General features: G+C 72.3%; 16 protein-coding genes. 6 read left to right on the top strand and 10 right to left on the bottom strand.

Annotated elements, in window-relative coordinates; all coding sequences use genetic code 11:
• Window positions 1-69: 69 nt before the first annotated feature.
• Entirely contained in the window at window positions 70-1659 is a 1590-nt protein-coding gene (locus ABZ725_RS06145; protein ID WP_358801567.1) for a cytosine permease, read from the bottom strand.
• Between the two features lie 158 nt (window positions 1660-1817).
• A complete protein-coding gene (locus tag ABZ725_RS06150; protein ID WP_358801568.1) occupies window positions 1818-2429 on the bottom strand; it encodes a hypothetical protein in 612 nt (203 codons plus the stop codon).
• Between the two features lie 304 nt (window positions 2430-2733).
• On the opposite strand from ABZ725_RS06150, the gene ABZ725_RS06155 reads away from it, so the two are divergent.
• Window positions 2734-3168 (top strand): protease inhibitor, encoded by a 435-nt coding sequence (locus ABZ725_RS06155; RefSeq protein ID WP_358801569.1) that lies wholly within the window; start codon window positions 2734-2736, stop codon window positions 3166-3168.
• A gap of 277 nt (window positions 3169-3445) precedes the next feature.
• Here ABZ725_RS06155 and ABZ725_RS06160 read toward each other — a convergent pair whose 3' ends face one another.
• The gene (locus ABZ725_RS06160) at window positions 3446-4948 is read right to left on the bottom strand and encodes an MFS transporter (protein ID WP_358801570.1); all 1503 of its coding nucleotides are present in this window, start codon (window positions 4946-4948) and stop codon (window positions 3446-3448) included.
• Window positions 4949-5077: 129 nt separating this feature from the next.
• On the opposite strand from ABZ725_RS06160, the gene ABZ725_RS06165 reads away from it, so the two are divergent.
• The gene (locus ABZ725_RS06165; RefSeq protein ID WP_358801571.1) at window positions 5078-5929 is read left to right on the top strand and encodes an alpha/beta hydrolase; all 852 of its coding nucleotides are present in this window, start codon (window positions 5078-5080) and stop codon (window positions 5927-5929) included.
• A 59-nt stretch (window positions 5930-5988) separates the two neighbouring features.
• On the opposite strand, the gene ABZ725_RS06170 is transcribed toward ABZ725_RS06165, so the two are convergent.
• The 4 genes from ABZ725_RS06170 to ABZ725_RS06185 form a co-directional block, all read right to left on the bottom strand.
• Window positions 5989-8811: an NHLP bacteriocin export ABC transporter permease/ATPase subunit gene (locus ABZ725_RS06170; protein ID WP_358801572.1), complete on the bottom strand. Its 2823-nt coding sequence runs from the start codon at window positions 8809-8811 to the stop codon at window positions 5989-5991.
• A 1-nt stretch (window position 8812) separates the two neighbouring features.
• Window positions 8813-11035 carry an NHLP family bacteriocin export ABC transporter peptidase/permease/ATPase subunit gene (locus ABZ725_RS06175; RefSeq protein ID WP_358801573.1) on the bottom strand — a complete coding sequence of 741 codons (2223 nt, stop codon included), beginning with the start codon at window positions 11033-11035 and terminating at the stop codon, window positions 8813-8815.
• Complete coding sequence (locus ABZ725_RS06180) at window positions 11032-11838, bottom strand: HlyD family efflux transporter periplasmic adaptor subunit (RefSeq protein ID WP_358801574.1); 807 nt, start codon at window positions 11836-11838, stop codon at window positions 11032-11034. Before ABZ725_RS06180 ends, ABZ725_RS06175 begins: the two co-directional genes overlap by 4 nt.
• Before the next feature lie 85 nt (window positions 11839-11923).
• Entirely contained in the window at window positions 11924-12139 is a 216-nt protein-coding gene (locus tag ABZ725_RS06185; protein ID WP_351917495.1) for a type A2 lantipeptide, read from the bottom strand.
• A gap of 795 nt (window positions 12140-12934) precedes the next feature.
• On the opposite strand from ABZ725_RS06185, the gene ABZ725_RS06190 reads away from it, so the two are divergent.
• Window positions 12935-14422 (top strand): S1 family peptidase, encoded by a 1488-nt coding sequence (locus ABZ725_RS06190; protein WP_358801575.1) that lies wholly within the window; start codon window positions 12935-12937, stop codon window positions 14420-14422.
• A 116-nt stretch (window positions 14423-14538) separates the two neighbouring features.
• Here the strand turns inward: ABZ725_RS06190 and ABZ725_RS06195 are convergent, their stop codons facing one another.
• Complete coding sequence (locus tag ABZ725_RS06195; RefSeq protein WP_358802052.1) at window positions 14539-16692, bottom strand: SpoIIE family protein phosphatase; 2154 nt, start codon at window positions 16690-16692, stop codon at window positions 14539-14541.
• A 172-nt stretch (window positions 16693-16864) separates the two neighbouring features.
• Between ABZ725_RS06195 and ABZ725_RS06200 the strand changes: the two genes are divergently transcribed.
• Complete coding sequence (locus tag ABZ725_RS06200; RefSeq protein WP_358801576.1) at window positions 16865-19309, top strand: SpoIIE family protein phosphatase; 2445 nt, start codon at window positions 16865-16867, stop codon at window positions 19307-19309.
• 12 nt (window positions 19310-19321) lie between these two features.
• On the opposite strand, the gene ABZ725_RS06205 is transcribed toward ABZ725_RS06200, so the two are convergent.
• Window positions 19322-21259, bottom strand: a complete 1938-nt coding sequence (locus ABZ725_RS06205; RefSeq protein ID WP_358801577.1) for a glycosyltransferase family 2 protein — start codon at window positions 21257-21259, stop codon at window positions 19322-19324.
• 110 nt (window positions 21260-21369) lie between these two features.
• On the opposite strand from ABZ725_RS06205, the gene ABZ725_RS06210 reads away from it, so the two are divergent.
• The gene (locus ABZ725_RS06210) at window positions 21370-21864 is read left to right on the top strand and encodes a metallophosphoesterase (RefSeq protein ID WP_358801578.1); all 495 of its coding nucleotides are present in this window, start codon (window positions 21370-21372) and stop codon (window positions 21862-21864) included.
• Between the two features lie 187 nt (window positions 21865-22051).
• Here ABZ725_RS06210 and ABZ725_RS06215 read toward each other — a convergent pair whose 3' ends face one another.
• On the bottom strand, window positions 22052-23146 hold the full coding sequence (locus tag ABZ725_RS06215; RefSeq protein WP_358801579.1) for an XdhC/CoxI family protein: 1095 nt from the start codon (window positions 23144-23146) through the stop codon (window positions 22052-22054).
• A 132-nt stretch (window positions 23147-23278) separates the two neighbouring features.
• Between ABZ725_RS06215 and ABZ725_RS06220 the strand changes: the two genes are divergently transcribed.
• Window positions 23279-25141, top strand: coding sequence for an endoglycosylceramidase (locus ABZ725_RS06220; protein WP_358801580.1), 1863 nt, complete (start codon window positions 23279-23281; stop codon window positions 25139-25141).
• Window positions 25142-25146 lie beyond the last annotated feature (5 nt).

Genomic DNA, 25146 nt, shown 5'->3' on the forward strand with positions numbered 1-25146 from the left:
TCGTCCCATGGTCGAGCGTGCGTCGCAGGGCGACCATACCGGCGGGTAGGCGCGGGGGAGTTCAGCGGTTCAGCGGTGCGACGGCTCGGCCGCGCGTTCGTCGGCCCGTGTGCCCGGACCGGTGATCGGCGGCACCGGCACGTCCACGGTCCGGGCCAGCCGCGGACCCTGCGGCCCGTACACCGCCCGGGGTTCGGGGAAGATCCGCAGCAGCGTCAGATAGAGCACGGCGGCGACGGCGAGGGACAGCGGCAGGCCGATGTCGATGCCGTTCGCCAGGTCGCCGAGCGGGCCGACGAACTGGCCCGGGATGTTGGTGAACAGCACGCCGAGGACGGCCGACACCCACCAGGCGGTCATGCCCCGCCAGTTCCAGCCGTGCGCGAACCAGTAACGGCCGCCGCGCTGCCGGTGGTTGAAGACCTGCAGCGCCTCCGGGTCGTACCAGCCGCGGCGGGTGTAGAAGCCGAGCATCATGACGACCATCCACGGCGTCGTGCAGGTGATGATCATCGTGGCGAACGTCGAGATGGACTGGACGAGGTCCAGACCGAACCGGCCGACGAAGATGAAGACGATCGACAGCACGCCGACCAGCACCGTCGCCTGCACGCGCGAGAGCCGCGGGAACACCGAGGAGAAGTCCAGGCCGGTGCCGTAGAGGGAGGTCGTGCCGGTGGACATGCCGCCGATCAGGGCGAGCAGGCACACCGGCAGGAAGAACCAGGTCGGCGAGATCGCCAGCAGCCCGCCCACGAAGTCGGGGGCGGCCGGGTCCACGTACTCGGGGACCTTCGTCGCGATGATGCTCGCGGTCGTCAGACCGAAGAGGAAGGGCAGCAGGGTCGCGATCTGGGACAGGAACGCGGCCCCGATCACCCGGCGACGCGGGGTCGTGGCCGGGATGTAGCGCGACCAGTCGCCGAGGAACGCCCCGAACGACACCGGGTTGGACAGCACGATGAGGGCCGCGCCGAAGAACGACGGCCAGAACAGGGCGTCGGTCGCCGCGTCCGCGGAGTCCGTGAAGACGCCCGCGTACGACGGGTCGAAGTCGCCGGCGAAGGCGATCGCGCCGAGCAGGAACAGCAGGGTCGCCGAGGTCACGGCGACCTTGTTGACGAACAGCATGAACCGGAAGCCGTACACGCACACCGCGAGGACCAGCCCGGCGAACAGGGCGTACGCGACGGCGTAGGTCAGGTCGCTGCGGGAGAGGCCGAAGAGCCGGTGGGCACCGCCGACCAGGGCGTCGCCGGAGCTCCACACCGAGATGGAGAAGAAGGCGATCGCGGTCAGAAGGGAGAGGAACGAGCCGACCACCCGGCCGTGCACACCGAGGTGCGCGGAGGACGAGACCGCGTTGTTGGTGCCGTTGACCGGGCCGAACACCGCCATCGGGCACAGGATCAGCGCGCCGACGACGACCCCGAGGAGGGTGGCGGCGAGCCCCTGCCAGAAGGAGAGGCCGAAGAGGATCGGGAAGGCGCCGAGGACGCAGGTGGAGAAGGTGTTCGCGCCGCCGAAGGCGAGCCGGAACAGGTCGAGCGGGGTCGCGGTGCGCTCGGCGTCGGGGATGCGGTCCACACCGTGGGTCTCGACCTCGGTGAGGGACGGGGGAGGCGTGGACGGGGCGTGTTCGGGGGACGGCGGGGTCAAAGGGGGCTCCAGCAACGGGGCGGTCGACGGCGGAGCGCGGGGTGGCGCGGTAGGAGAGACGGCCGTCTCGTCGCGGGGGTGGGCGACGCGGGGGATGCCGTCCTGATCGGGGTCTGCCGAAGGTACGGCGCTGGGACAGACCCCGACCAGAGGACGAATCATCCTTCTTCGGTGTCACGAGTGGATGAATCAGCCACCTCCTCCGACCCTGAGTCCCCGGCCGTGTCCGTGTCCGCGCCCGTTTCCGTGTCCGCGTCCGGTCCCTGGGCGCGTACCCGCTGGACGTGTTCGAGGGAGTCCCGCAGTTCGGTGAGCCAGTCGTCGGTGTGGCGCTGGACCAGCCGGACGCACCAGGCGAGCGCGTCGCTGCGGCTGCGGGCCACGCCCGCGGCGATCAGGGTGTCGAGGACCTGGCGCTCGGGCTGCCGCAGCCGGGTCATCACGGGCGCGGCCACATGGGTGAACAGCGCGCGCTCTCCGTCGCACACCACGCCCCAGGACACCTTCCGCCGGAACCGGTGCTCCGCGTCGCGGGCCACGGCCATGCGGGTCTCACGGGTGCGCTCCCGGAACTCCTGGATGCGGGCGGCGACCGCGGCCTCGCGTTCGGCGGCCGGGGCGTCCTCGGCCAGCCGGGGCGCGGGGATGCGGCCGACGACGGTGATCTCCTCGCGATCGACCGTCACCTCGGTCAGCTCGTCGAAGAGATCGTCCGGCAGTCGGCCCGCGAACCAGCCCCTCAGCTTCTCGTTCTGCTCTGCTGTAATCATGTAATCAACATTACTCCGTCCCTGGGCAGCCGTGACGGCCGCAGAGCGGAATGTTTCAGGCCGATTAACGGAGCTATGAAATCCGGTCATCGAGTCGACCGAACGGATCATGAAGCGCTTGTTTCCGGCGTTGGAACGTTCGAATTCCGTAACTTCGCGCCACTGATTCAATACGCAAGGTTACCGAAACCGGTGGGGTCGATGTGAGATTCGGCGGCGGACTCGGCAGACTCGCGCTCGTCGCGTCCGGCACCCATCGGAGCCGGAGCGGCACACCCTCGAATCGAGCGGAAGGATGCACACAATGCGGAACACCGCGCGCTGGGCAGCGACCCTGGGCCTCACGGCCGCCACCGTCTGCGGACCCCTCACCGGGTCCGCGCTCGCCGCCCCGGCCGCAGCGCCGACCTCCCTCTACGCCCCGTCGGCGCTCGTGCTGACCGTGGGCCACGGAGAGAGCGCCGCCACCGTCGACGCGGCCCGGGCCGTGACCCTGAACTGCGCGCCGAGGCCCTCCGGCACCCACCCCGCCGCCGCCCTCGCCTGCGCCGAACTGCGCGCCGTCGGCGGCGACCTCGACGCCCTTGCGGGTCCGGGCGGCGGCATCTGTACCAAGCAGTACGACCCGGTGGTCGTCACCGTCGACGGCGTGTGGCAGGGCAAGCGCGTCTCCTTCGAGCGCGCCTTCGCCAACGAGTGCGTGAGGAACGCTGCCGCGAGCAGCCTCTTCGCGTTCTGAGAGCCGGGATCGCCCGGTCCCCGTGGGGAAGGCCGAGGCAGGCTCGTGACGTGGGGAGTGCGAGCCGCTGACCCGGGACCACGGCGATCCCGCACCAGGAGGCCGGCGGGTGGTGTGGGGCCGCCCGCCGGCCTCCGGCACAACAAAGGCGCGCCACAGGTACAGCACGGGCGCAGCGCAGAGGCAGTGCAGGCGCAGTGCAGGCGCAACACAGAGGGGCCGCCGTCCATCCCGGACGGCGGCCCCTCTCCCTGATGCGGCTCTCCTCGAAAGTCCGTCACATATGGACCACCGGCGCCGCGTCCGCGTCCACCTGCGGCACCCCGCGGCGGAAGAGCGCGAACGCGATGGCCGCGCCCGCGGCGAAGAAGCCGGCCGACCACCAGAACGCGGTGGTGTAGCTCTCGATGGTGGCCTGCGCCTGGACCAGCTTGTTCGTCGGGTCCTTCCCGGCGAGGTAGTCGGTCGCGGCGCTCGCGGCGAGGGTGTTCAGCAGGGCCGTGCCGATCGAACCGCCCACCTGCTGCATGGCGTTGACCGTGGCGGAGGCCACGCCCGCGTCCTCGGCGGCGACCCCGGCGGTGGCCAGCTGCATGGCGGGCGGCATGACCAGGCCGAGGCCGGCGCCGATGACGATCAGCTGCGGCAGCACCGCGCTCATGTAGTCGGAGCCGACGCCGATCCCGGTCAGCCAGCCCATGCCGACCGCGGCGATCGCGAAGCCCAGCGGGATGACCGCCTTGGGGCCCAGCTTCGGCACCAGGACCGTGGTGCCGAGCTGCGCCGCCACCATGAGCGCCGCGACCATCGGCAGGAACGCCACACCCGTCTTCGTCGGGCTGAAGCCGAGGTTGAGCTGCAGGTAGTAGGTGAGGAAGAGGAACACGCCGAACATGCCCGCGCCGGAGATCAGCACGGCGAAGAACGAGGCCGCGCGGTTGCGGTCGAACAGGATGCGCAGCGGCAGCAGCGGGTGCGCGGCGCGCGTCTGCCACCAGGCGAAGGCCGCCAGCAGCAGCCCGCCCACGATCAGGAAGCCCCAGGTCTGCGGGGAGCTCCAGTCGTGTGTCTCGGCGTTGGAGAAGCCGTACACGACGGCGAACAGACCCGCGGCGACCAGAATGGTGCCGGGCACGTCCAGCTTGGAGTTCGCGGCGTCACGGTGGTTGGAGAGCAGCAGCCAGCCGCCCGCGAAGGCGACCACGGCGATGGCCACGTTGACGTAGAGCGTCCAGCGCCAGTCGAGCGCGTCGGTCAGGATGCCGCCGAGCAGCAGGCCGACGGCGCCGCCCGCGCCGGCGATGGCGCCGTAGACGCTGAACGCCTTGGCGCGCTCCTTGGCGTCGGTGAACGTGGTGTTGAGCAGCGAGAGCGCGGCCGGCGCGAGGAGCGCGCCGAAGGCGCCCTGCAGCGCGCGGGCGGTCACCAGCATCTCGAAGTTGGTCGCGGCGCCGCCGAGCGCGGAGACGGCGGCGAAGCCGACGACGCCGACGAGGAAGGCCGTCTTGCGGCCGAAGAGGTCGGCTATCCGGCCGCCGAGCAGCAGCAGGGAGGCGAACGCCAGGGCGTACGCGGTGACGATCCACTGCCGGCTGCCGTCGGAGAAGCCGAGGTCGGCCTGGGCGGAGGGCAGGGCGATGTTCACGATGGTGGCGTCCAGCACCACCATCAGCTGGGCCAGCGCGACGACCGCGAGGATCCACCACTTCTTGGCGGATACCGCGGACGGATCCTGTTCGGCGCCCGTAAGGGTGCCGTCCGTGAGGGTCTTCGGAGACATGGGGAACCACTCCAGGGACGTGAAGGCAAGGAACCCGTAAACGAAACGGTTTCGTACAGATAGAGGCTAAACCAGTTTCAGCGAAACGGCAAAGTTTCGTTAGTGGAGCGCGGCGAGGGGAGCTCGGACATGCGCAGCGGTGTGTTCGACATCGACGGCACCGGTCTGTACCACGAGGTGCGCGGCAGCGGCCCGGCGCTGCTGATGATCAGCGGGGCCGGGGGAGACGCCGGCTACTACACGGCCGTGGCCGAGGACCTCGCCGACGCCTTCACGGTGATCACCTACGACCGCCGGGGCAACTCCCGCAGCGGCGGCGCGGGCGACGGGCCGATGCGGCTCACCCAGCAGGCCTCCGACGCCCGCGCGCTGATCGACGGCCTGGCCGGCGGCCGGGCCCTGGTCTTCGGCAACAGCGCGGGCGCGATCATCGGACTCACCCTGGCCGCGGCGCACCCGGAGGCGGTGGCGGGCCTGATCGCCCATGAACCGCCCGCCGTGAACGTCCTGCCGGACGGCGACCCGGAGCGCGGCTTCTTCCCCGAGGTGGCCGCGCTGTACGCCGCCGGCGGCGGGCCCGCGGCCGGGCGCCGGTTCGCCGAGACGACCCGCGGCGAGGGCGCCTACCGCTGGCCCGCCGACCTCTGGCAGCGCTTCCTGGCCAACCAGGACCACCTCTTCGGGACGGAATGGGCGGGCTTCGGCGCCTTCCGCCCCGACGAGGAGGCCCTCCGGGCGGCCCCGTTCCCGATCCTCCTGGCCGCCGGCGCCGAGGACCGCGGCACCTACTACGCCCGCCCCTCGATCGAGATCGCCCGCCGGATCGGGGCGCCCTGGGCGGAGTTCCCCGGCATCCACATGGAGTTCCTGCGCGACCCGGCCCGCTTCGCGGCGGCCCTGCGGGTCACGGCGACCCAGCAGCTGACCTGCGCCGGCGGCCGGGTGCCCGGGCTGTGGGCGGGCGCCCCGCAGGAACCGTGAGCCCGCCGCGTCCGCCGCGCCCTCGCGATGCGCAGACCCCGATCCCGCGTCGCGACCGACTACGTCAGCTGCCGTCGTACCAGCTCGTGCAGTCGGCCTCCGGTGTCCGCGAGGAGCTGGGCCGGCGGGCCCTGCTGGGCGACCTTGCCGTTCTCCATCACCACGACCCGGTCGGCGTCCAGCACCGTCGACAGCCGGTGCGCGATCACGACCCGGGTGGCGTTGAGCTTGCGGGTGCTCTCGATGACCGTGCGCTGCGTCTCGTTGTCGAGGGCGCTGGTCGCCTCGTCGAAGAACAGGATGCGCGGCCGGCGGATCAGCGCCTGCGCGATCATCAGGCGCTGCTGCTGGCCGCCCGAGACCGACCCGCTGCCCGAGACGATCGTGTGCAGCCCCATCGGCATGCGCTTGATGTCCTCCGCGAGGCCCGCCAGCTCGGCGGCCGCCATCGCCTCCTCCGGCGTGTAGGCCTCGGTGCCGCAGATGACGTCCAGCAGCGAGCCGGTGAACGGCTGGGCGTGCTGCAGCACCACCCCGCACTGGCGGCGCACCGCCGACTGGTCGAGGGCCGCGAGGTCCTGGCCGTCGTACAGCACACTGCCGGACACCGGTTTGTCGAAGCCGATGAGGAGCCGCAGCAGCGTCGACTTGCCGCAGCCGCTCGGGCCGACGATCGCCACGAACTCGCCCGGCCGCACCTCGAAGGAGACGTCGTCGAGGACCAGAGGACCGTCGTCGGAGTAACGGAAGGAGAGACGGCGGGCTTCCAGCGCGCCGGTCAGCGGGCCGGGGCGGGTGTTGCCCGTGCGGACCTCGGGCGTCGCCTCCAGCACCGGCCGGATCTCCTCGAACAGCGGCAGCGCGGCCACCGCCGAGACGAAGGCGCCGGTCAGCGAGGTCACCGAGGTGAGCAGCATCGTCATCGACGTGTTGAAGGTGAGGAAGTCGGCCGCCGACAGTGCACCCCGCGCCGGACCCGCCAGCAGCATGAACATCAGCAGCGAGCACAGCGGCAGATACACCGCGCCCAGCACCGTGTTGAGGTTCTTGATCCGGCCCAGGCCCTGCTGCAGCTCGCGGCTGCGCGCGAACTGCGCCGCCCAGGCCGCGTACGCGTAGTTCTCGGCCGCCGCCACCCGCAGCTTCGGCAGTCCCCGAAGCGTCTGGAACGCCTGGTTGTTGAGCTTGTTGGAGAGCACCACCAGCCGTCGCTGCCAGCGCACCTGCCACAGCCCGAGGCCCAGGAACACGGCGGCGATGACGACCAGCATGCCGATCGCCGCCAGCGCCATCGGCACGCTGTACCAGAGCAGCAGCCCCAGGTTCATGGCGCCGATGGTCAGGGACTGCGCGACCGACGGACCGAGTCCCGCCATCAGCCGCCGGATCGCACTGATGCCCATCGCGGCACTCGCCAGCTCACCCGTCGACCGCTCGGCGAAGAACTTGGTGGGCAGGCGCAACAGCCGGTCCCAGACGGCCGGTTGGAGCGTCGCCTCGATCCGGCCCTCCAGCCGCAGGATGGTCAGGTTCTGCAGCAGCATGAACGCCGCCGCGACCACGCTGCTCACCATCACCGCCAGACACACCTGCACGATCAGCCCCTGCTGGGCCTTCGGCACGTACTCGCCGAGCACCTTGCCGGTCGCGATCGGCACCAGCGCCCCGATCGCCACCGTCACCAGCCCGCTGAGCAGCAGGTTCGTCAGATCGCCGCCGGTGCCCCGCATGCTGAACCGCAGCAGCCCGAGCGGACTCGGCCGGCGTTCCGGCAGCGGCCGGTAGAACATGACGGCCCGCGGCTCGAACTCCGCCGCGTTGGCCTTCTCGACCGGCGTCTCCCGCCCGGTCGCCGGGTGCACCGCGACATAGCCGCCGCGCCGCCACAGCAGCGCGACCGGCGCCCCGGACAGCGCCCGGTGCCCGACCAGCGGGCCCGTGTTGTCCCGCCACCAGCGGCCGTCGAGCCGTACGGCGCGGGCGCGCACCCGGGAGGCGAGCGCGACCCGCTCGACCGGGTCCAGCCGGTCGCTGTCGGCGCCCATCTGCGAGGGCTCGGCGAGGGTGATCCCGGCGGCCTGGGCGACGAGCTTGCAGGCGGCGAAGGTGGCGTCGGCGTCGGCAGCCGTCGTGCGCTGCCCCGACTTCTTGCCGATCGACGCCAGCAGCGTCCGGTCGGCCTGGGCGCGGACCGCCTCGCCCGCCTTGATGCCGGCGGCCGTGCGCGTCTCGTGGGTGCGCTCCAGTTGCTCGATCCAGCGGTCCAGCGTGGTCAGCAGCCGGTACTGCTGGTCGACCATGCTCTGCCACACCGCGGGGTCCATCAGCAGGTCGGCGGCCGCCTCGGCCCCGTACAGCGACCCGTACTGCACACTGCCCGGCGGCACCTGCATCCAGAACACATCGTCGTCCGTCACTTCCGCCGCCCGCTCGGTGGCCATCGGCGCCTGGAAGAGGATGGACAGACCCCGGCCGACACCGAGGGCGAGCGCGTACTCCAGCGGGCTCGAAGTCGGCGGCACGTACTGGGGGTTGCCGTACTCGTCGTAGGACCAGGTCTGGGTGTTCGCGGGCTGGTACAGCTCGCGCAGACCGATGCGATGCACCACGCAGTCCCGCAACGGACGGGCCACCAGCGTGTGCTGCGGGCCGGTGACCGGGCCGAGCAGCAGCGCGCCCGCCTCCAGACGGCCCAGGTGGTGCCAGTGGCCCTGCTGTTCGGAGTCCACCGCGAACAGGTCCAACGCACCCGACGCGACCAGCCACAGCACCTGCGGACCCTCCAGATCGAGGCGGCCGAAGCCGGCGCAGTCGATCCGCGAACCCATCTGCCCCAGCGCGGCGAGCACGACGTCGCCGCCGTCCTCGGGTACGGCCGTCATCTCAACGCTCCCTGACCAGGGCCGCGTACGAGCCGCCGCGCGCCACCAGTTCCTCGTGCCGCCCGCGCTCCACGACCGTGCCGTGCTGGAGCACGACGATCTCGTCGCTGTCACGCACCGTGCTCAGCCGATGGGCGATCACCACACACGCACAGCCGCGCCGGCGCAGGTTGTCCATCACCGCCTGCTCGGTCTCCGCGTCCAGCGCGCTGGTCACCTCGTCCAGCACCAGGATGCTGGGCCGGCGCACCAACGCCCGTGCGATCTCCAGACGTTGGCGCTGCCCGCCGGAGAAGTTGCGGCCGTCCTGCTCGACCTTGCTGTGGATGCCGCCGGGCCGCCGCAGGACGACGTCGTAGAGCGCCGCGTCCCGCAACGCCTCGACGACCGCGTCGTCCGGGATCGACGGGTCCCACAGCGCCACGTTGTCGCGGACCGAGCCCTCGAACAGGAACACCTCCTGGTCGACGAAGGAGACCGAGGAGGCGAGCGCCCCGCGCGGGATGTCCTCCAGCCGCTGCCCGTCGATGCGGATCACGCCCTCCCAGGGCGCGTACAGGCCCGAGATCAGCCGGGACACCGTCGACTTGCCGCTGCCGGAGCCGCCCACCAGCGCCACCTGCCGCCCCGGCCCGACGGTCAGGTCGAAGCCGGTCAGCAGCGGTTTGTCCAGCGGGCTGTAGCCGAAGGTGATGTTCTCCAGCTCGACGTGACCCTGGAGCCGGCGCGTGGAGTCGGCGCCGCCGCGCCGGTCGTAGAGCGGGTCGGCGCGGAAGTTCTCCACGTCTTTGAGCCGGGCCACGTCCGCCGCGAAGTCCTGGATCCGGCCCGCGACGCCGTTGAGCCGGGTCAGCGGCGCGGTGAAGCGGGTGACCAGCGCCTGGAAGGCGACCAGCAGGCCGACCGAGATATGGCCCTCGATCGCCCGCATGCCGCCGATCCACAGGATCAGCGCGCTGTTGAGCGAGGCGAGCGTCGGCGCGACCACGCCCAGCCAGGCGCTCGGCACCCCGAGCCGCTGCTGCTCCTCCAGCGTGGTGGCGTGCTGCCCGGCCCACTTGCGGAAGTAGCCGTCCTCGCCACCGGTCGCCTTCATCGTCTCGATCAACTGCAGCCCGGTGTAAGCCGTGTTGGTCAGCCGCGCGTTGTCCGCGCGCAGCTTCGCCGTACGGGTCGCGCGCAGCCGGATCACGATCCGCATGGCGACGATGTTGAGCAGGGCCACGCCGATGCCGACGTACGTCAACTGTGGGTCGTAGGTGTAGAGGAGGACCGCGTACAGGACGACGACCACCGCGTCCACGCCCGCCGACGCGAGGTCGCGGGACAGCGTCTCGGCGACCGCGTCGTTCGACTGGAGCCGCTGGACCAGGTCGGCCGGGCTGCGCTGGGAGAAGAAGGTCACCGGCAGCCGCAGCAGATGCCGCAGGAAGCGGGCGCTGGAGAGGGTCGAGGAGATGATGCGGCCGTGGTGCAGGTTGGCCTGCTGGAGCCAGGTCAGGGCGACCGTGAGCGCCACACAGGTGCCCATCGACGCGAACAGCACCTCCAGCAGCGAGGTCTGTCCGCCGATCAGGAACATGTCGATGTAGGTCCGGCTCAGCGCCGGCACGGCCGCGCCCACCAGGACCAGCAGCAGGCTCGCCAGCACGGCCGCCGGCATGGTGCCCGCGGTGCCGCGCAGCCGGGCGGGCATCGCGCCCAGCACACCCGGCTTGCGCCCGCCCCGCTCGAAGTCCGCGCCCGGCTCCAGCACCAGCACGACCCCGGTGAAGCTGCCGTCGAAGTCCTCCATCGGCACGAACCGCCGGCCCTTGCCGGGATCGTTGATGTACACGCCCCGACGGCCGAAGCGACGGCCGAGGCCCTCGTAGACGACGTAGTGGTTGAACTCCCAGAAGAGGATCGCGGGGGACTTCACCTGGGCGAGGGCCGCCAGGTCCATCTGCATGCCCTTGGCCGTCAGGCCGTAACTGCGGGCCGCCTTCAGCAGGTTGCTGGCGCGCGACCCGTCGCGGGAGACACCGCACGCGATGCGCAGCTCCTCCAGCGGGATGTGCCGTCCGTAGTGGCCGAGGACCATGGCGAGGGACGCGGCCCCGCACTCCACGGCCTCCATCTGGAGCACGGTGGGCGTGCGGACCGTCTTCACCCGGCTCTTGGGGACCGTGCGCCGGGGCGGGGCGGCCTTGCGGCGGCTGCGGGTCTGCTCGGTCGCGGTCACGGGAGCAGCCAATCGACGGGACGCTGGTCGGTCAGCCGGATCGAACCGGTCGCCATGGTCATGGAGGTGAGCGCGAACGGCGGCCCGTCCGCCGAGGACCACTTGTAGCCGCTCTTCGTCGCGGCGGACCTGTCGAGGCGGACCAGGACCGCCACCGGGCGGCCCTCCTTCGTGAACTGCCCGCCCAGCTGACTGTCGCCGAGGAACGCGGCGATCTGCTGCGCCGACTGGGCCGTCCGGTCCACGGACTTCACATGGCCGCGCAGCACGCCGTACTCCTGGGACGGCACGGTCTGCACGGTCAGATCGACGGCCGCGTCCTCGGGGATCGACGCGGCGTTCTCCGCGGGGACGTACACCGTCGCGTACAGCGGGTCGTCGGCGTCCGCGACCTTCTCCACGGCGGCGACGTTCGCGCCGGTGGCGATGATCTGCCCGATCGTGGCGGCGAGCGCGGTGATCCGGCCCGCGGCGACCGTCCGCACCACGGCGTCGCCCTCGGCCGTGCGCACCCTCAGCACGGGGGAGTCGGCGGGCAGCCGCTCGCCCTCCTTCGCGAGGACCGCCGTGACCTGCCCGGCGGCGGGGCTCTGGAGGATGTAACTGCCCTCGCCGTGGGTGAGGACGGCGGGCGCGCTCACCGTGGACGTGACCGAACCGGTCACCGCCCACACGGACGCGGCCGCCAGGACGACCACGGTCACGGACAGCACCAGCCAGCCCTGCGGGCGCGCGAAACGCACCGGCAGGTCGAGTTCCTCCGGCGACTGGAGCTTGGCGAGGGCCTGTTGGCGGAACTGCACGGGACTTCCCTCGGGAGTTCGGAGCACCGATGAGTCCCGGAGCCGGGTGACGGCTCCGGGACTCAAGGGGTCACAAAGGGCGCGATCAGAGACCGGCGACCAGGTTGGTGACCGGGGCCGTGTTCAGGCCGGTGACACCCGTGACGGTGCCGACGACCGTGTCGACCAGGCCGGAGACCGGGGCGATGCCGTCCACCAGGCCGGTGACGGTGCCGAGGGCGTTCAGGGACAGACCGCCGGAGACGTTGTCCAGCTCGGCGTCGGAGATCTCGACGGTCTCAACCTGGGGGGTGGAGTTCATGGTGGAACTTCCCTTCACATGGATATTTCATAAGGGGGGAGCGGCCCCCTCTGGGGACAGACGACGGCCGCGGCCGAGAGCGCCGGACACCCGTTTCCGGGAGGCCCCGACGGCCCTGCGGTGCGATGGATCAAAGCAGGTCCGCCGCCGAGGCTTCCAATCAAACCCCTGTCCCACCTGGGCACTTGCGGCACAGGAGGGTGGAACCGTGCAGGCCCGAGCACGGCTTGTCGGCGACTTCTTCACACCTCGGGAGGGAATCGCTCGGATGAGCGCGCTGCGCCCTCGCGGCGAATCCGACACTCCCGCCCCAATGACATGCCCGGGGCCGTCGAGTTGTGCAGAACCCCGGCATCCAGTGACCTGCTTGGGCATTCGATGTGCAGATTCTCTGAAACCAGGATTCCGCCCCCCGATCCGAACGGAACGTCGCCGACCGACCACGAACGGTGTCGGTTCGGAAGTATCGACGTGAGCACCGAGTGATCACCGGCGAGATCCAGCCATCCGAATCGATCACCACACGCCGGAACGAGGTGGGCTGCCGGACCGTCTTCCTCAGTTCGACGGCTCGCGGACGAGAGGTTTAGGGGGTCGTCATCGCCATTTGGGCGGTTGTCCGCCCGGCGGCCGGGTCGGGCGCGGGTCATGGCCGATTCAGCGTTTCGCAAAGGAAGTTGGCAAACGCGATTGAACGCACCACGAGCCTCCTGCGTACCCATGACCAACCAGGCGCCGCTGTACGGAGCTGCCGGACACCGGCAGCAGACCCCGTCCCCCAGGAGGTCGAGTTTTTTGAGTCACAAGCGAGTTACGAAGCGCAAGGTCATCATCGCCGCAGGCGCGGTGGCGGCGCTCGGAGCAGCGGCCATCCTGCTTCCCCAGGCCAACGCCTCCCAGGACGGCGGCTCCAACGACGCCACCGCGGTGAAGACCCTGAAGGCAGGCGACGCCTCAGACCTGGCCTCCCAGCTCGCCGAGCTGCTCGGTGAAGCCTTCGCCGGTTCGTACTACGACAGCGAGGGCCAGCAACTGGTCGTCAACGTCATCAATGTCGAGGGCGACGACATCAACATCGACGGTGACGAGAACCAGGTCATCGTGCAGGCCAAGAAGGCCGGCGCCAAGATCCGCCAGGTCGACAACAGCACGGCCGAACTCGAGGCGGCCGCGGCGACGCTGAAGAAGGAAGCGACCATTCCGGGCACCGCCTGGGGTGTCGATCCCAAGACGAACAAGATCCTCGTCACCGCCGACTCCACGGTCACCGGCACCAAGTGGGACCAGCTCGAGTCGACCGTGAAGACCCTCGGTTCGGGCATGGCGACGATCCAGAAGTCGGCCGGCACGCTCACCACCAAGGTGGCCGGCGGCGACGCGATATTCGGCGGCGGAGCGCGCTGTTCCCTCGGCTTCAACGTGACGGCGGGCGACGGTTCCCCGGCCTTCCTGACGGCCGGTCACTGCGGTGTCGCGGCCGAGCAGTGGTCCGACGCGGAGGACGGCGAGCCCATCGCCACCGTCGACCAGGCGACCTTCCCCGGCGACGGCGACTTCGCGCTTGTGAAGTACGACGACCCGGCCACGGTGGCCGCGAGCGAGGTCAACCTCGGCGACCAGACCCTCCAGATCACGGAGGCCGCCGAGGCGACGGTCGGCACCCAGGTCTTCCGGATGGGCAGCACCACCGGTCTCAACGACGGTCAGGTTCTGGCCCTCGACGCCACCGTCAACTACCCCGAGGGCACCGTCACGGGCCTGATCCAGACGGACGTCTGCGCCGAGCCCGGCGACAGCGGCGGCTCGCTCTTCACCCAGGACGGCCAGGCGATCGGTCTGACCTCGGGCGGCAGCGGCGACTGCACCGTCGGCGGCGAGACGTTCTTCCAGCCGGTGACCACCGCCCTGGAGGCGGTCGGCGCGACCCTCGGCGACGGCGGACTCGGCGCCGGTGACGAGGTCGGCGGCGAAGAGGCCGGCGCGGGTGCCGTGGACGAGAACGGCGATGGCATCGACGACAACACGGGCGAGGCCATCGAGGGCGGCGGCGAGGAAGCCGGCGCGGGCGCTGTGGACGAGAACGGTGACGGCATCGACGACAACACGGGCGAGGCCATCGAGGGCGGCGGCGAGGAAGCCGGCGCAGGCGAGGCCGGCGCAGGCGAGGCCGGCGGTGACGCGGTCGGCGGCGAGGAAGCGGGCGCGGGCGACCACCAGCAGGGCGCCGGCAACGAGGACCAGTCGGGCGTCGAAGAGGGTGCCGAGGGCACCGAGACCCACTGATCGCTGATCACCGACTGATCAGCAACTGATCACCGACGACTGATCGGACGCACGGTCGAACGGTCCGGCCCTCCGGCGGGAGGGCCGGACCGTCGTGTTCTCCGCCGCGTCCCGCCTCATGTCGCCGGTGGCGACGCCCGCAGCAGGAGCAGAGCGACGTCGTCGATCCGTTCCTCCGCCGCCGCGTAGTGCCCCACCAGCTCGTCGGCCAGCTCCTCCAGCGGACGGTCCCCGGCCTCGCCGAGCCGCGTCCCCAGCTCGGCGACCGCGTCCTCGATGTCCACCCCCGGCGTCTCGATGAGCCCGTCCGTGTAGAGGGCGAGGACGCAGCCGGGGGAGAGCTCGACCTCCGTCGTCGGATACGTCGCCGAGTCGTCGATGCCCAGCAGCGGGCCGCCCGCCAGATCCAGGACGCGCACCCGGCCGTCCGCCCGGCGCAGCAGCGGCGGCGGATGCCCGGCCCGGGCCATGACCGCCCGCCCGCGGGCCGGGTCCAGCCGCAGGTACAGACAGCTGGCGAACAGCTCCGAGCCCAGGTCGATCAGCAGCCGGTTGGTGCTGCGCATGACCTCCCCGGGCTCCTGACCCACCGTCGTGTACGCGCGCACGGCCGTGCGGATCTGCCCCATCAGCCCGGCCGCGGTCACGTTGTGTCCCTGTACGTCGCCGATCACGGCCACCGGCAGCGGCTGCGAGGGCACCAGGTCGTAGAAGTCCCCGCCGATCTCCATCCCCCGGGTGGCCGGCAGATAGCGGGCGGTCGCCTCGATGCCGGGCAGCGACGGCAGCGAGTGCGGCAGCAGCGCCGCCTGGAGCCCGTGCGCCAGCTTGTGCTTGACGTCGTACAGCAGGGCCCGGTCCAGGGCCTGCGCGATCAGCCCGGCCAGGCTGGTCAGCACCGCGCGCTCGTGCGTGGAGAACGTGTGCGGTTCGGCGTAGGCCAGCACACAGGCGCCGACCGGCCGGCCGGAGGCGATCAACGGCAGGAAGGCCCAGGCGGCGAAGCCGTCCGGCCCGGTGTGCTGGGCCGGATACAGGTGATTCAGCTGCTGCCAGGACTCGAAGAACGCCGGGACGCCGTGGGTGACGGCGTGCCCGCCCGGATTCGGCTCGCTCAGCGGCATCCCGTCGAACCGCTCCACCGTGTGCGGGTCGGGATACCCGTGGTGCCCGAGCACATGCAGCCGGCCGGCCCGGGCGCCGAGCAGCGCCAGGGCCTGACTGCCCACCGCCGGCGCGATCTCGTCCGCGACCAGCCCCACCACGTCCTGCACGCTCACCGTCTCGGTGAGCGCCCCGGCCAGGCTCAGCGCCTGCGACATCGACACCAGCCGGGTCGGCGCGTCCCCCGACCGGGGATCGGCCGGGCCCATCTCCGACACGGCCCGGGCCCGGCTGATCCGGACGCTGAGCCCGGTGGTGCTCGGATACATCCGGAACGACAGCCACTGCGACGGCGGGCGCAGCGCCACGAACGAGGTGGCGTCCTGGCTGATCAGCGCGGCCCGATAGCGCTCCTCGTACATGGGGTCGTTGAGCCACGGCATGGTCGCCCACAGCTGGGAGCCCAGCAGCCCGCTCACCGGGACGCCCAGCAGCTCGGAAGCGGCGGCGTTGGCGAAGCCCACCCGCCCGCTCAGATCCAGCGAGCACAGCCCGTACGGCAGCCGGGCCACCATCCGCGCCGCCTCCAACGTGCCGAGCGTGTCGGCGATCCCGCTCAGCGGCCCCGCGTCCACCACATCGGCCTCGGGGCGCAGCGGGAGGTTCTGCGCCGCCGCGCGCTCCAGCCGCAGCGCGAGCCGGTCGCAGGCCGCCGTCAGCTCCTGACGCTCCCGGTCGGACAGCTCCGTGGGGTGGGTGCCCGGCCAGGTGACGAAGACCGCCCCGTACACCCGGGACGCGGTCGCCACCGGCAGCGCGGCCAGCGCGAACGGATACGGCAGGACGACGGCGATCCGCGGATAGCGGCGGGCCATGTCCTCCTCGCCGCCCACCCACACCAGCCGTCGTTCGCGCGCCGCCTCGGCGACCGGGATCGGCGCGCTCAGCCCCACCCGCTCCCAGGGCGCCGCGAAGGCCCGGGGCAGCCCCGCCACCACCGCCATCTCCAGCACCGGCTCGTCGCCCCGACGCAGGTAGACGGCGCCGGAGTGCGCCCCGACGTCGTCCATCATCGACGTCAGCGCCAAGGAGAGCAGCGGCCGGCCGACCGGTGCCCATACGGCCGCCGGAGCCTGGCCGGATGTCTCCTCCGGCACGGCGACCACCTCCTCGCCCGGCGCAGCGCGGGTCCCGGGCTCCAAATCTGCCCCCTTGCGGCCCAGTGCGCACGGCGAGTGGCCCGCCCGCCCGAAAGCGGCCGTGCGCCCCGCCCTGTCGACCTCCGTGAAACAGGCGCAGGGGCTGCGCACCGGCCCCTTTGGCGCTGTAATTGCGGACGTGGTCAGTGAGGGTGCCGGGGAGCGCGGAGCGAGACCTCGGCGTGCCGGGATCGCCCTCAAGACGATCACCGCCGATCCTGCCTCGCCCGAACGGGTGCGGCGCACGCTCGAACAGGCGCTCGTCTTCGCGGGCGCGGCCCTCGTCGCCGTCTACACGCCCGGCGAGGACGGCGAACTGCTCCGCCTCGTCGAGTCGGCCGGCGTCCCCAGGACCCTGTACGGGCTGCGCGAGAGCTATCCGCTCGACGGCCGTTCGCCCGCCGCCGACGCCCATCGCACCGGGCGGCCGGTGTGGCTGGGCCCGGCGGAGCTCGCCGACTGCGCGGAGTCGCGGCGGATGCCCGCGCGTGACGTCCACCTCGCCGCCCTGCCCGTCCGGGGCGGCGCGGGCGGCTGTCTGCTCGCCGTCGGCGAGCGTCCCGGCGGGTTCGACGCCGACGACCGCAGCTGTCTGGAACTCGTCGCCGCGGCCGTGGCCCTCCCCGCCCCGGCCGCCGCCCCGGTGGAGGGCGAGGAACTGCGTGCCAACGCCTTCAGCCTGGCCATGGACACCGGCCGGGTCGAGGTCGGCGACGAGATCCTGGACCTGTTCCCGCTGAGCCGGGCCGAGTTCGACGGCCGGGTGGAGACCCTGCTGGGGCTCGCCGTACCCGAGGACCTGCCCTCGCTGATGTCCGTCGTCGAGGCCGACCACATGTCGATCGGCGAACGCGAGCTGGAGTTCCGGGTGCTCCAGCCCACCGGGCCGCCGAAGTGGCTCAGGCTGCGCGGCCGGCTGCTGCCCGGCCGCGACGGCCGCCCCGCCCGGCTCGTCGGCACGGTCGCCGACGCCTCCACCCTGCGCGACGAGGTCACCGACGTCGCCCGCGTCCAGCGGCTGGCCGCCGCGCTCGCCACCGCCGGCACGGTCCGCGATGTCAGCCAGGCCGTCGTGGCCTCGCTGCGGAGGCCGCTGCGGGCCGATCGGATCGCGCTCGCCGAACTGGAGAACGAGCGGCTCGTGGTCACCGTCCTCGATCCGCCCGAACCCGAGTCCTGGCCCGAGCTGTGGCAGCAGGAGTGGCGCTCCGAGTGGCCCGACGCGCCCGTGCGGGCCATGCCCACCCTCGCCGCCGCCCTGCGCGAGGGCCGCGCCCGGATCTGGCCCGCCGGCACCGCCCTGGAACCGGCCCTCGCCGAGGTCGGACCGGGCGGCCTCGCCGTGCTCCCGCTGTCCGCCGGGGGCCGTATGGCGGGCGCCTGTCTCATCGGCTGGGACGAGCCGCACGAGTTCGGCCCCGACGAACGCGCCCTGCTCACCGCCTCCGCCGCACTCGCCGGACAGGCCCTGATGCGCGCCCACGCCTTCGACGCCGAGCACGAACTCGTCGGCATGCTCCAGCGCCAGCTGCTGCCGCGCCGGCTGCCCAGACTCGCCGGCGCGGTCGCGGTCGCCCGCTACCTGCCGGCCACCGCCGGCCTCGACGTCGGCGGCGACTGGTACGACGTGATCCCGCTGCCCGACCACCATGTCGCGCTCGTCATCGGCGACGTCCAGGGACACAGCGCGGCCGCCGCCACCCTCATGGGCCAGATGCGCACGGCCCTGCGCGCCTACGCCGCCGAGGGCCACCCGCCGGACGTCGTCGTCTCCCACGCCAACCGGCTCCTGCTCGAACTGGAGACCGACCTCTTCGTCACCTGCTGCTTCGTCGACCTCGACATGGAGGAGGGCACCGCCTGGTGCGTACGGGCCGGTCATCCGCCGCCCGTGCTGCGCCGCCCCGACGGCTCGACCGACATCGCCGAGACGGACGGCGGCCCACCGCTCGGCGTCCTGGCCCGGGCCGAGTTCCCGATGACCCCGCTACGGCTGGCGCCCGGCACCGTCATCGCGCTGACCACGGACGGGCTCGTGGAATCCGCCGACCTGGACATCGACACGGGCCTGGACCGCCTGGCCCGCGCCCTGTCCGCCGCCGACCCCGCCCACCTCGGCCTCGTCGCGGACAACCTCCTCGGCCACGCCCACCGCAGCGACGACGTCGCCCTGCTGCTGATCCGCTACGACGGCATGGCCGTCAAACCCCTGCGCGAGGGCTGGACGGTGTGGCGGGTGCCGGAGGCGGCCCGGCAGGCCCGCCGCTTCACCCGCCGCACCCTGCGCGCCTGGGGCGTCACCGACCCGGCGATGGACGCGGCCCTCCTCGTCGTCTCCGAACTGGTCACCAACGCCCTCGTGCACACCGACGGCCCGGTCCGCCTCGACCTCACCCTGATCGGCCGGCGGCTGCGCGTCGCCGTCACCGACGCCTCGCCCCGCAGCCCCGTGAAGCCGACCGCCCTCGGCTGGGAGGCCACCGGCGGCCGCGGCATCCTCCTCGTGGAGGCAATGTCCGACACCTGGGGGACGGTGCCGGTCAGCGGCGGCAAACAGGTGTGGAGCGAACTGCCGCTGGAGTGATCAACCGGCCGGTCACCTCCGTCGGATCGTGATCCTGCCGAGCGCCCGGTACAGCGCCCGGCGCACCCTGCGGGCCGCGCGCCGTGCGCTGCCGGGCTGGGGCGCCGGCACCACCAGGACACCGTCCGCGTCGATGTGCAGCGCGAAGGGCAGCGGGTGGAAGCGCGCCCCGGGCGCGCCGGGAGTGAGGCACACGGTCGTCAGCCAGGTCCCGCCGGTCAGCTCGTCGATCGGCAGGACGGCCGCCAGCCGTCCGCCCGGCGACAGCGTGCCGGAGACCTCGCGGGAGCCGCCGGACCGCGCCCCCGTCAGCCGCAGCAGCGCGGCGGCGGCCTCGGGCACATGCAGGGGCAGCACGATCTGGAGCCGTTCCTCGGCGACGGTGACGTCCCCGGCCGAGACCCGGCCCAGGCCGAGCCGTCCGCTCGCGTGACCGACGTCCAGCGCGAGGCTCGCGTGCCGGTCGGTCCAGTAGGGCAGCACCACGCGGCCCCCGACGACCCCGGCCGGCGGGGCCGGACGGCCGTGGCCATGGCGGGGCGCCGGCCCCAGCCGCAGCTCCTTGGTCCAGCCGCCCAGGTCCACCCGGACCCACACGTCCCACAGGCCCTCGCCGGCCGGGCTGCCGCTGACCGCGGTGGCGGGGTCGACGGTGGCCGTCGCCCGCAGCACGAGCCGCACCCGACTGCCGTCGCCCGCCGGAACCGTCTCCCGGACCACCTCCGCCGGCTGGAAGTACTGCGCCGCACTGGCCCGCTCGCGCAGCAGCAGGTCGGGCACGGCCCGGTCGAACCGGCCCACGGTGTCCGCGCCGAGCCATCGCACCGCCTCGGCCACGTCGTGCGGCGGCCACCGCGGGGAGCCCCCGGCCGACGGGAACGTCATCGGCCCGCCGTCGTGCATCAGCTCGGCGGTGAAGGAGATCCGCAGCACGCCGCTGCGCCATTCGACGTCCTCCGGGTCGACGGCGAGCGCGACGCCGGTCTCCCATTCCGCGAACGCGACGACGTCGTCGTAGCGCGCCTCGGCGGCCAGCGCGGCGACCACCCGCCGGGTCGGCTGCAACGGCGCCGCGACACCCGGCCCGAACCGCTCGACGACCACCGCGTGGATCTCGTCGAACAGTTCCCTGCGGTAGTCCTCGGGCAGGTCCAGGAAGCGCCGGCCGCGCAGCCGCTCCACCATCTCCACGCGCAGCCACCGCCGGAACAGCCGGTCGCGCAGCGGGCCCGGTTCGGTGTACCGCTCGACGACGTCGAGGGCCTCCCGGAGGTTCTTGAAGTACCCCGCCGGGTCGAACGGCCGCAGACTCGCGTTCCCGCCGTCGTCCCGTCCGACGTGGTAGTAGCAGACGTAGTCGCCGAGCACGCAGACGTTGTCCGCGCGCAGATAGGCCTCGGTGACGAAGACATGGTCCTCCAGCCGGCGCCGCCCCTCGGGGAAGCGCAGCCCGATGCGGTCCAGGAACGCCCGGCGGACCATCTTGTGCGGGGTGAGGCTGTCGATGAGCGGCGCGTTCTCGACGGTGGCGCGCGGCCGGTTCGTACGGAACAGCTCCACCGGCACCCGGCGCCCCCGGCCGGCCGTCTTGCCGACGACCACGTCCGCGTCGTTGGCGACGCCGTAGCCGTACATCCGCTCCAGGGCCTCGTCCCCGAGGTGGTCGTCGCTGTCGACGAACATGACGTACTCGCCGTGGGAGGCGTCGATGCCGACGTTGCGGGGCTTGCCCGCCCAGCCGGAGTTCTCCTCGTGGATCACCCGGACCCGGGGGTGCTCGGCGGCCAGCGCGTCGAGCAGGGCCGGGGTGGCGTCGGTGGAGCCGTCGTCGACGAAGATCACCTCGTACTCGTCCGGCGGGAGCGACTGCCTCAGCAGCGAGGCGACGCAGGTCTCGAGGTAGGGACCGGGGTTGTACACGGGGACGATGACGCTGACCTTGACCGGCATCGGGCTCCTGGCCCCCTTGCTGGATCGCTCTGCCGTGCGCGGGGCGGCGGGTGCGCGTGGCCCGATGCTAACCCCGCCGACCGCCCCTCACCTGTCCGTAGTCTGAGGCCGTGCGCCTTCTTCTGATGTCCGACACCCACCTCCCCCAGCGCGCCAAGGAGCTCCCCGCCCCGCTGCTCGACGAGCTCCCGCGCGCGGACGTGGTGATCCACGCCGGGGACTGGGTCGACACGGCCACCCTCGACCTGCTGGAGAGCCGCAGCCGCGCCGTCGTCGGCGTGTACGGCAACAACGACGGGCCCGACCTGCGCGCCCGGCTGCCCGAGATCGCCTACGCCGAACTGGGGGGCCTGCGCTTCGGCGTCGTCCACGAGACGGGCTCCGCCCAGGGCCGGGAGGCCCGGTGCGCCGCCCGCTTCCCCGACCTGGACGTCCTCGTCTTCGGCCACAGCCACATCCCCTGGGACACCACGGCCCCGGGCGGACTGCGGCTGCTCAACCCGGGCTCCCCGACCGACCGCCGACGTCAGCCGCACCGCACCTTCATGACCGCCACCGCGGCCGACGGCCGGCTCACGGACGTGGTCCTGCACCGGCTGCCGTAGAACCGCGGACACAGGACCGGGCCGCCCCGGCCGAGTGGGCTCGGAGGCGGCCCGGAACTTGCGAGTGTGCGTTGCCTCAACGGACCTCCTTCCTTCGCGAGACGAAGGGAGGACATGCATGCCTGTCCTTCTGGCCGCCTACCCCGCTCCACGCCCCCTACACCCCCTTTCGGCCGATATTGGCCGATCAGCGGTGGATGGTCCCCGCCGTGGCCGTCAGCGGGGCGCCGCTGCCGCCCCAGCGCAGCGCGACGATCTCGGCGGCCACCGACACGGCGACCTCCTCGGGCGTGCGGGCCCCGAGGTCCAGCCCGACCGGTGAGCGCAGCCGGGACAGCTCACGGTCGGTGAGCCCGGCCTCGACGAGCCGCGCACGCCGTTCGTCGTGGGTGCGGCGGCTGCCCATCGCCCCGATGTACGCGGCGGGCCCGCGCAGCGCCACCTCCAGCAGCGGCACGTCGAACTTCGGATCGTGGGTCAGTACGCAGATCACCGTGCGCCCGTCGGTGTCCGTGCCCCGCAGATACCGGTGCGGCCACTCCACGATCACCTCGACGCCGGGCGGGAAGCGTTCGGGCGTGGCGAAGACCGGGCGGGCGTCGCACACCGTGACCCGGTAGCCGAGGAAGTCGCCGATGCGGGCCACGGCGGCCGCGTAGTCGATCGCGCCGAACACCAGCATGCGCGGCGGCGGCGCGAAGGAGTGCAGGAACACCGAGACGGCGTCCTCCCGTCGCTCACCGCGCGGCCCGTAGTGCCGGACGCCGGTGACGCCGAGGGCGAGCTCGCCGCGCGCGTCGGCCGTGACGGCGGCGTCCAGTCCGTCCGTGCCCAGGGTGCCCGAGGTCCGGTCCGGCCAGACGGCGAGGGCGGCACCGCGCGGTGCGGGACCGTCGGTGACCGTGGCCACGGTCACCGGCTCGCCCGCGGCCACCGACTCCGCGACCGCGCCGAACGACGGGTCCAGGCTCGCGGTGACGGGACGCACGAGCACCGTGATCTCGCCGCCGCAGGTCAGCCCGACGGCGAAGGCGTCCTCGGCGCTGTATCCGAAGGTCTCCAGCCGGGCCGAGCGGTCGGCCACCACCTCCTGGGCCAGTTCGAACACCGCGCTCTCCACACAGCCCCCGGAGACACCGCCGACCACCTCGTCGTCCGGCCCCACCGCCATCGCCGCGCCCGGATCGCGCGGCGCGCTGCGGCTGACGGCGACGACGGTGGCGAGCCCGAACGGCTCGCCTGCGGCGTACCACCCACTCAGCATCGGGAGAATTTCGCGCACGATTGAACGGTAATGCGTTGACCAGTGAGGAGTCCTGTTGAACGGGACCGGCCCGGTGACTGACGGAGTATGAACTTACTCGGGGGTCAGAAGGTATTGACGGTGTCTGGAAATCACCGGACTGTAGTGGACATGCCGAATATCCGGGCACGTCTGCTCGCTGTTCTGGTAGTCCTCTGCGGACTCTGTGGCTTCCTCACGGCGGCGGGCTCCTCGGCCGCCACCGCCGCCACCCTCCCCGGCTCCCTCTCCTTCGACGGCACGGCGCTCACCGTGTCCGGCGGCCGCTTCGTCGACGGCAACGGCCGCGAGGTCGTGCTGCGCGGCTACAACGTCTCCGGCGAGACCAAACTCGCCGAGAACGACGGGCTGCCCTTCGCCTCGGTCGCCGACGCCAAGAAGTCGGCGACGGCCCTGCGCGCCCTCGGCGGCGGCAACTCCGTCCGCTTCCTGCTCTCCTGGGCCTACGCCGAACCGGTGCGCGGCCAGTACGACACCGCCTACCTGGCCGCCGCCACCGCCCAGATGGGCGCCTTCCTGGACGCCGGCATCCGGGTCTACCCCGACTTCCACCAGGACCTCTACTCCCGCTACCTGTTCAACGAGGGCAGCTGGTACACCGGCGACGGCGCTCCCCAGTGGGCGGTGGACCTGGGCGGCTACCCCGCCGAGTCCTGCGGCATCTGCTTCCTCTGGGGCCAGAACATCACCCAGAACAGCGCGGTGAAGGAGGCCCAGTACGACTTCTGGCACAACGCCTACGGCCTCCAGGACTCCTTCCTCTCCATGGCGCAGCAGACCATGGCGTACGTCAGGCAGAACCTGACCGCCGAGCAGTTCGCGGGCGTCCTCGGCTTCGACCCCTACAACGAGCCGTACGCGGGCAGCTACGACTCCGGTCAGGCCAGCCGCACCTGGGAACGCGACCTCCTGTGGCCCTTCTACGTGAAGTTCCGGGCCCGGATGGACGCGGCCGGCTGGACGGACAAGCCCGCCTTCGTCGAGCCGAACCTCTTCTGGAACGGCAACGTCAGCAAGGAGGAGGGCGGTCTCCTCGACGCGGGCACGCTCGGCTCCCGCTACGTCTTCAACACCCACTTCTACGACCAGAAGGCGATCTCCGGGATCCTCATGTGGGGCAACGCGGAGAACGGCCAGTACGTCACCGACTTCGGCACCGTCCGCGACCGGGCCGCGGCGGCCGGGACCACGGCCGTCGTCAGCGAGTTCGGCCATCCGCTGAACGGCAGCACCGCGGGCAAGGCGCCGACCGTCCTGAAGGCGATGTACCAGGCACTCGACTCCCGGGTGAAGGGCGTGACCTGGTGGACCACCCCGGCCGTCTCCGGCCCGGTCCTCTCCGGCAGCCAATGGCAGTGGGACATCTACAACGGCCGCCACCACGAGCTGATGAACGACAACCCCGACAAGCTGCTCACCACGGGCGACGCCTGGAACGACGAGGACCTGTCGGCCGTCCGTCTGGACGACAGCGGCACGGCGACGCTCCGTCAGGACGCCCGTCTCCTCGACCGGATCTACCCGAGCGCGACCTCCGGCACGACCGTCGCCTTCACCTATGAGGACCGCTCCCGCGACGGCTCCACCACGCTCACCTGGAACCCCGTCCCCAGCACCCTGCCGAACGTGGCCTCGCTGGTCGGCTCCGGGCAGTACAGCGTGCTGGTGTGGCGCTCGAACGGCGGCACGGCGCCCACCGAGCTGCACCTGCCCGCGTCCTTCCCGACCGCTGCCACCACGGTCGTCTCCGACCTCGGCACGGTGTACGGCCCGCCCGCCTACTCGTCCACCACGAAGATCGCCGCCGCCGTCGAACCGGGCGGCACCGGCAGCCGCCGTCTGCTGCTGAGCACGTCCGACACGGGCGCCGTGCACTACGCCCTGGTCACCAACGGCGCGACCGCCCCGTCCGCGACCCTGCTGGCGGCGGCCCGCACGGAGCTGGCGGCCTGGGTGGCGCAGAAGGTGGGGTAGAACGG

The organism is Streptomyces sp. NPDC006872 (assembly GCF_040635845.1).
GTDB lineage: Bacteria > Actinomycetota > Actinomycetes > Streptomycetales > Streptomycetaceae > Streptomyces.

Bases quoted from the DNA above. Each gene is read 5' to 3' on its own strand.
- ABZ725_RS06150 (WP_358801568.1), bottom strand. From the start codon at position 2,429: ATGATTACAGCAGAGCAGAACGAGAAGCTGAGGGGCTGGTTCGCGGGC.
- ABZ725_RS06185 (WP_351917495.1), bottom strand. From the start codon at position 12,139: ATGAACTCCACCCCCCAGGTTGAGACCGTCGAGATCTCCGACGCCGAG.
- ABZ725_RS06170 (WP_358801572.1), bottom strand. From the start codon at position 8,811: ATGACGGCCGTACCCGAGGACGGCGGCGACGTCGTGCTCGCCGCGCTG.
- ABZ725_RS06160 (WP_358801570.1), bottom strand. From the start codon at position 4,948: ATGTCTCCGAAGACCCTCACGGACGGCACCCTTACGGGCGCCGAACAG.
- ABZ725_RS06165 (WP_358801571.1), top strand. From the start codon at position 5,078: ATGCGCAGCGGTGTGTTCGACATCGACGGCACCGGTCTGTACCACGAG.
- ABZ725_RS06205 (WP_358801577.1), bottom strand. From the start codon at position 21,259: ATGCCGGTCAAGGTCAGCGTCATCGTCCCCGTGTACAACCCCGGTCCC.
- ABZ725_RS06155 (WP_358801569.1), top strand. From the start codon at position 2,734: ATGCGGAACACCGCGCGCTGGGCAGCGACCCTGGGCCTCACGGCCGCC.
- ABZ725_RS06220 (WP_358801580.1), top strand. From the start codon at position 23,279: ATGCCGAATATCCGGGCACGTCTGCTCGCTGTTCTGGTAGTCCTCTGC.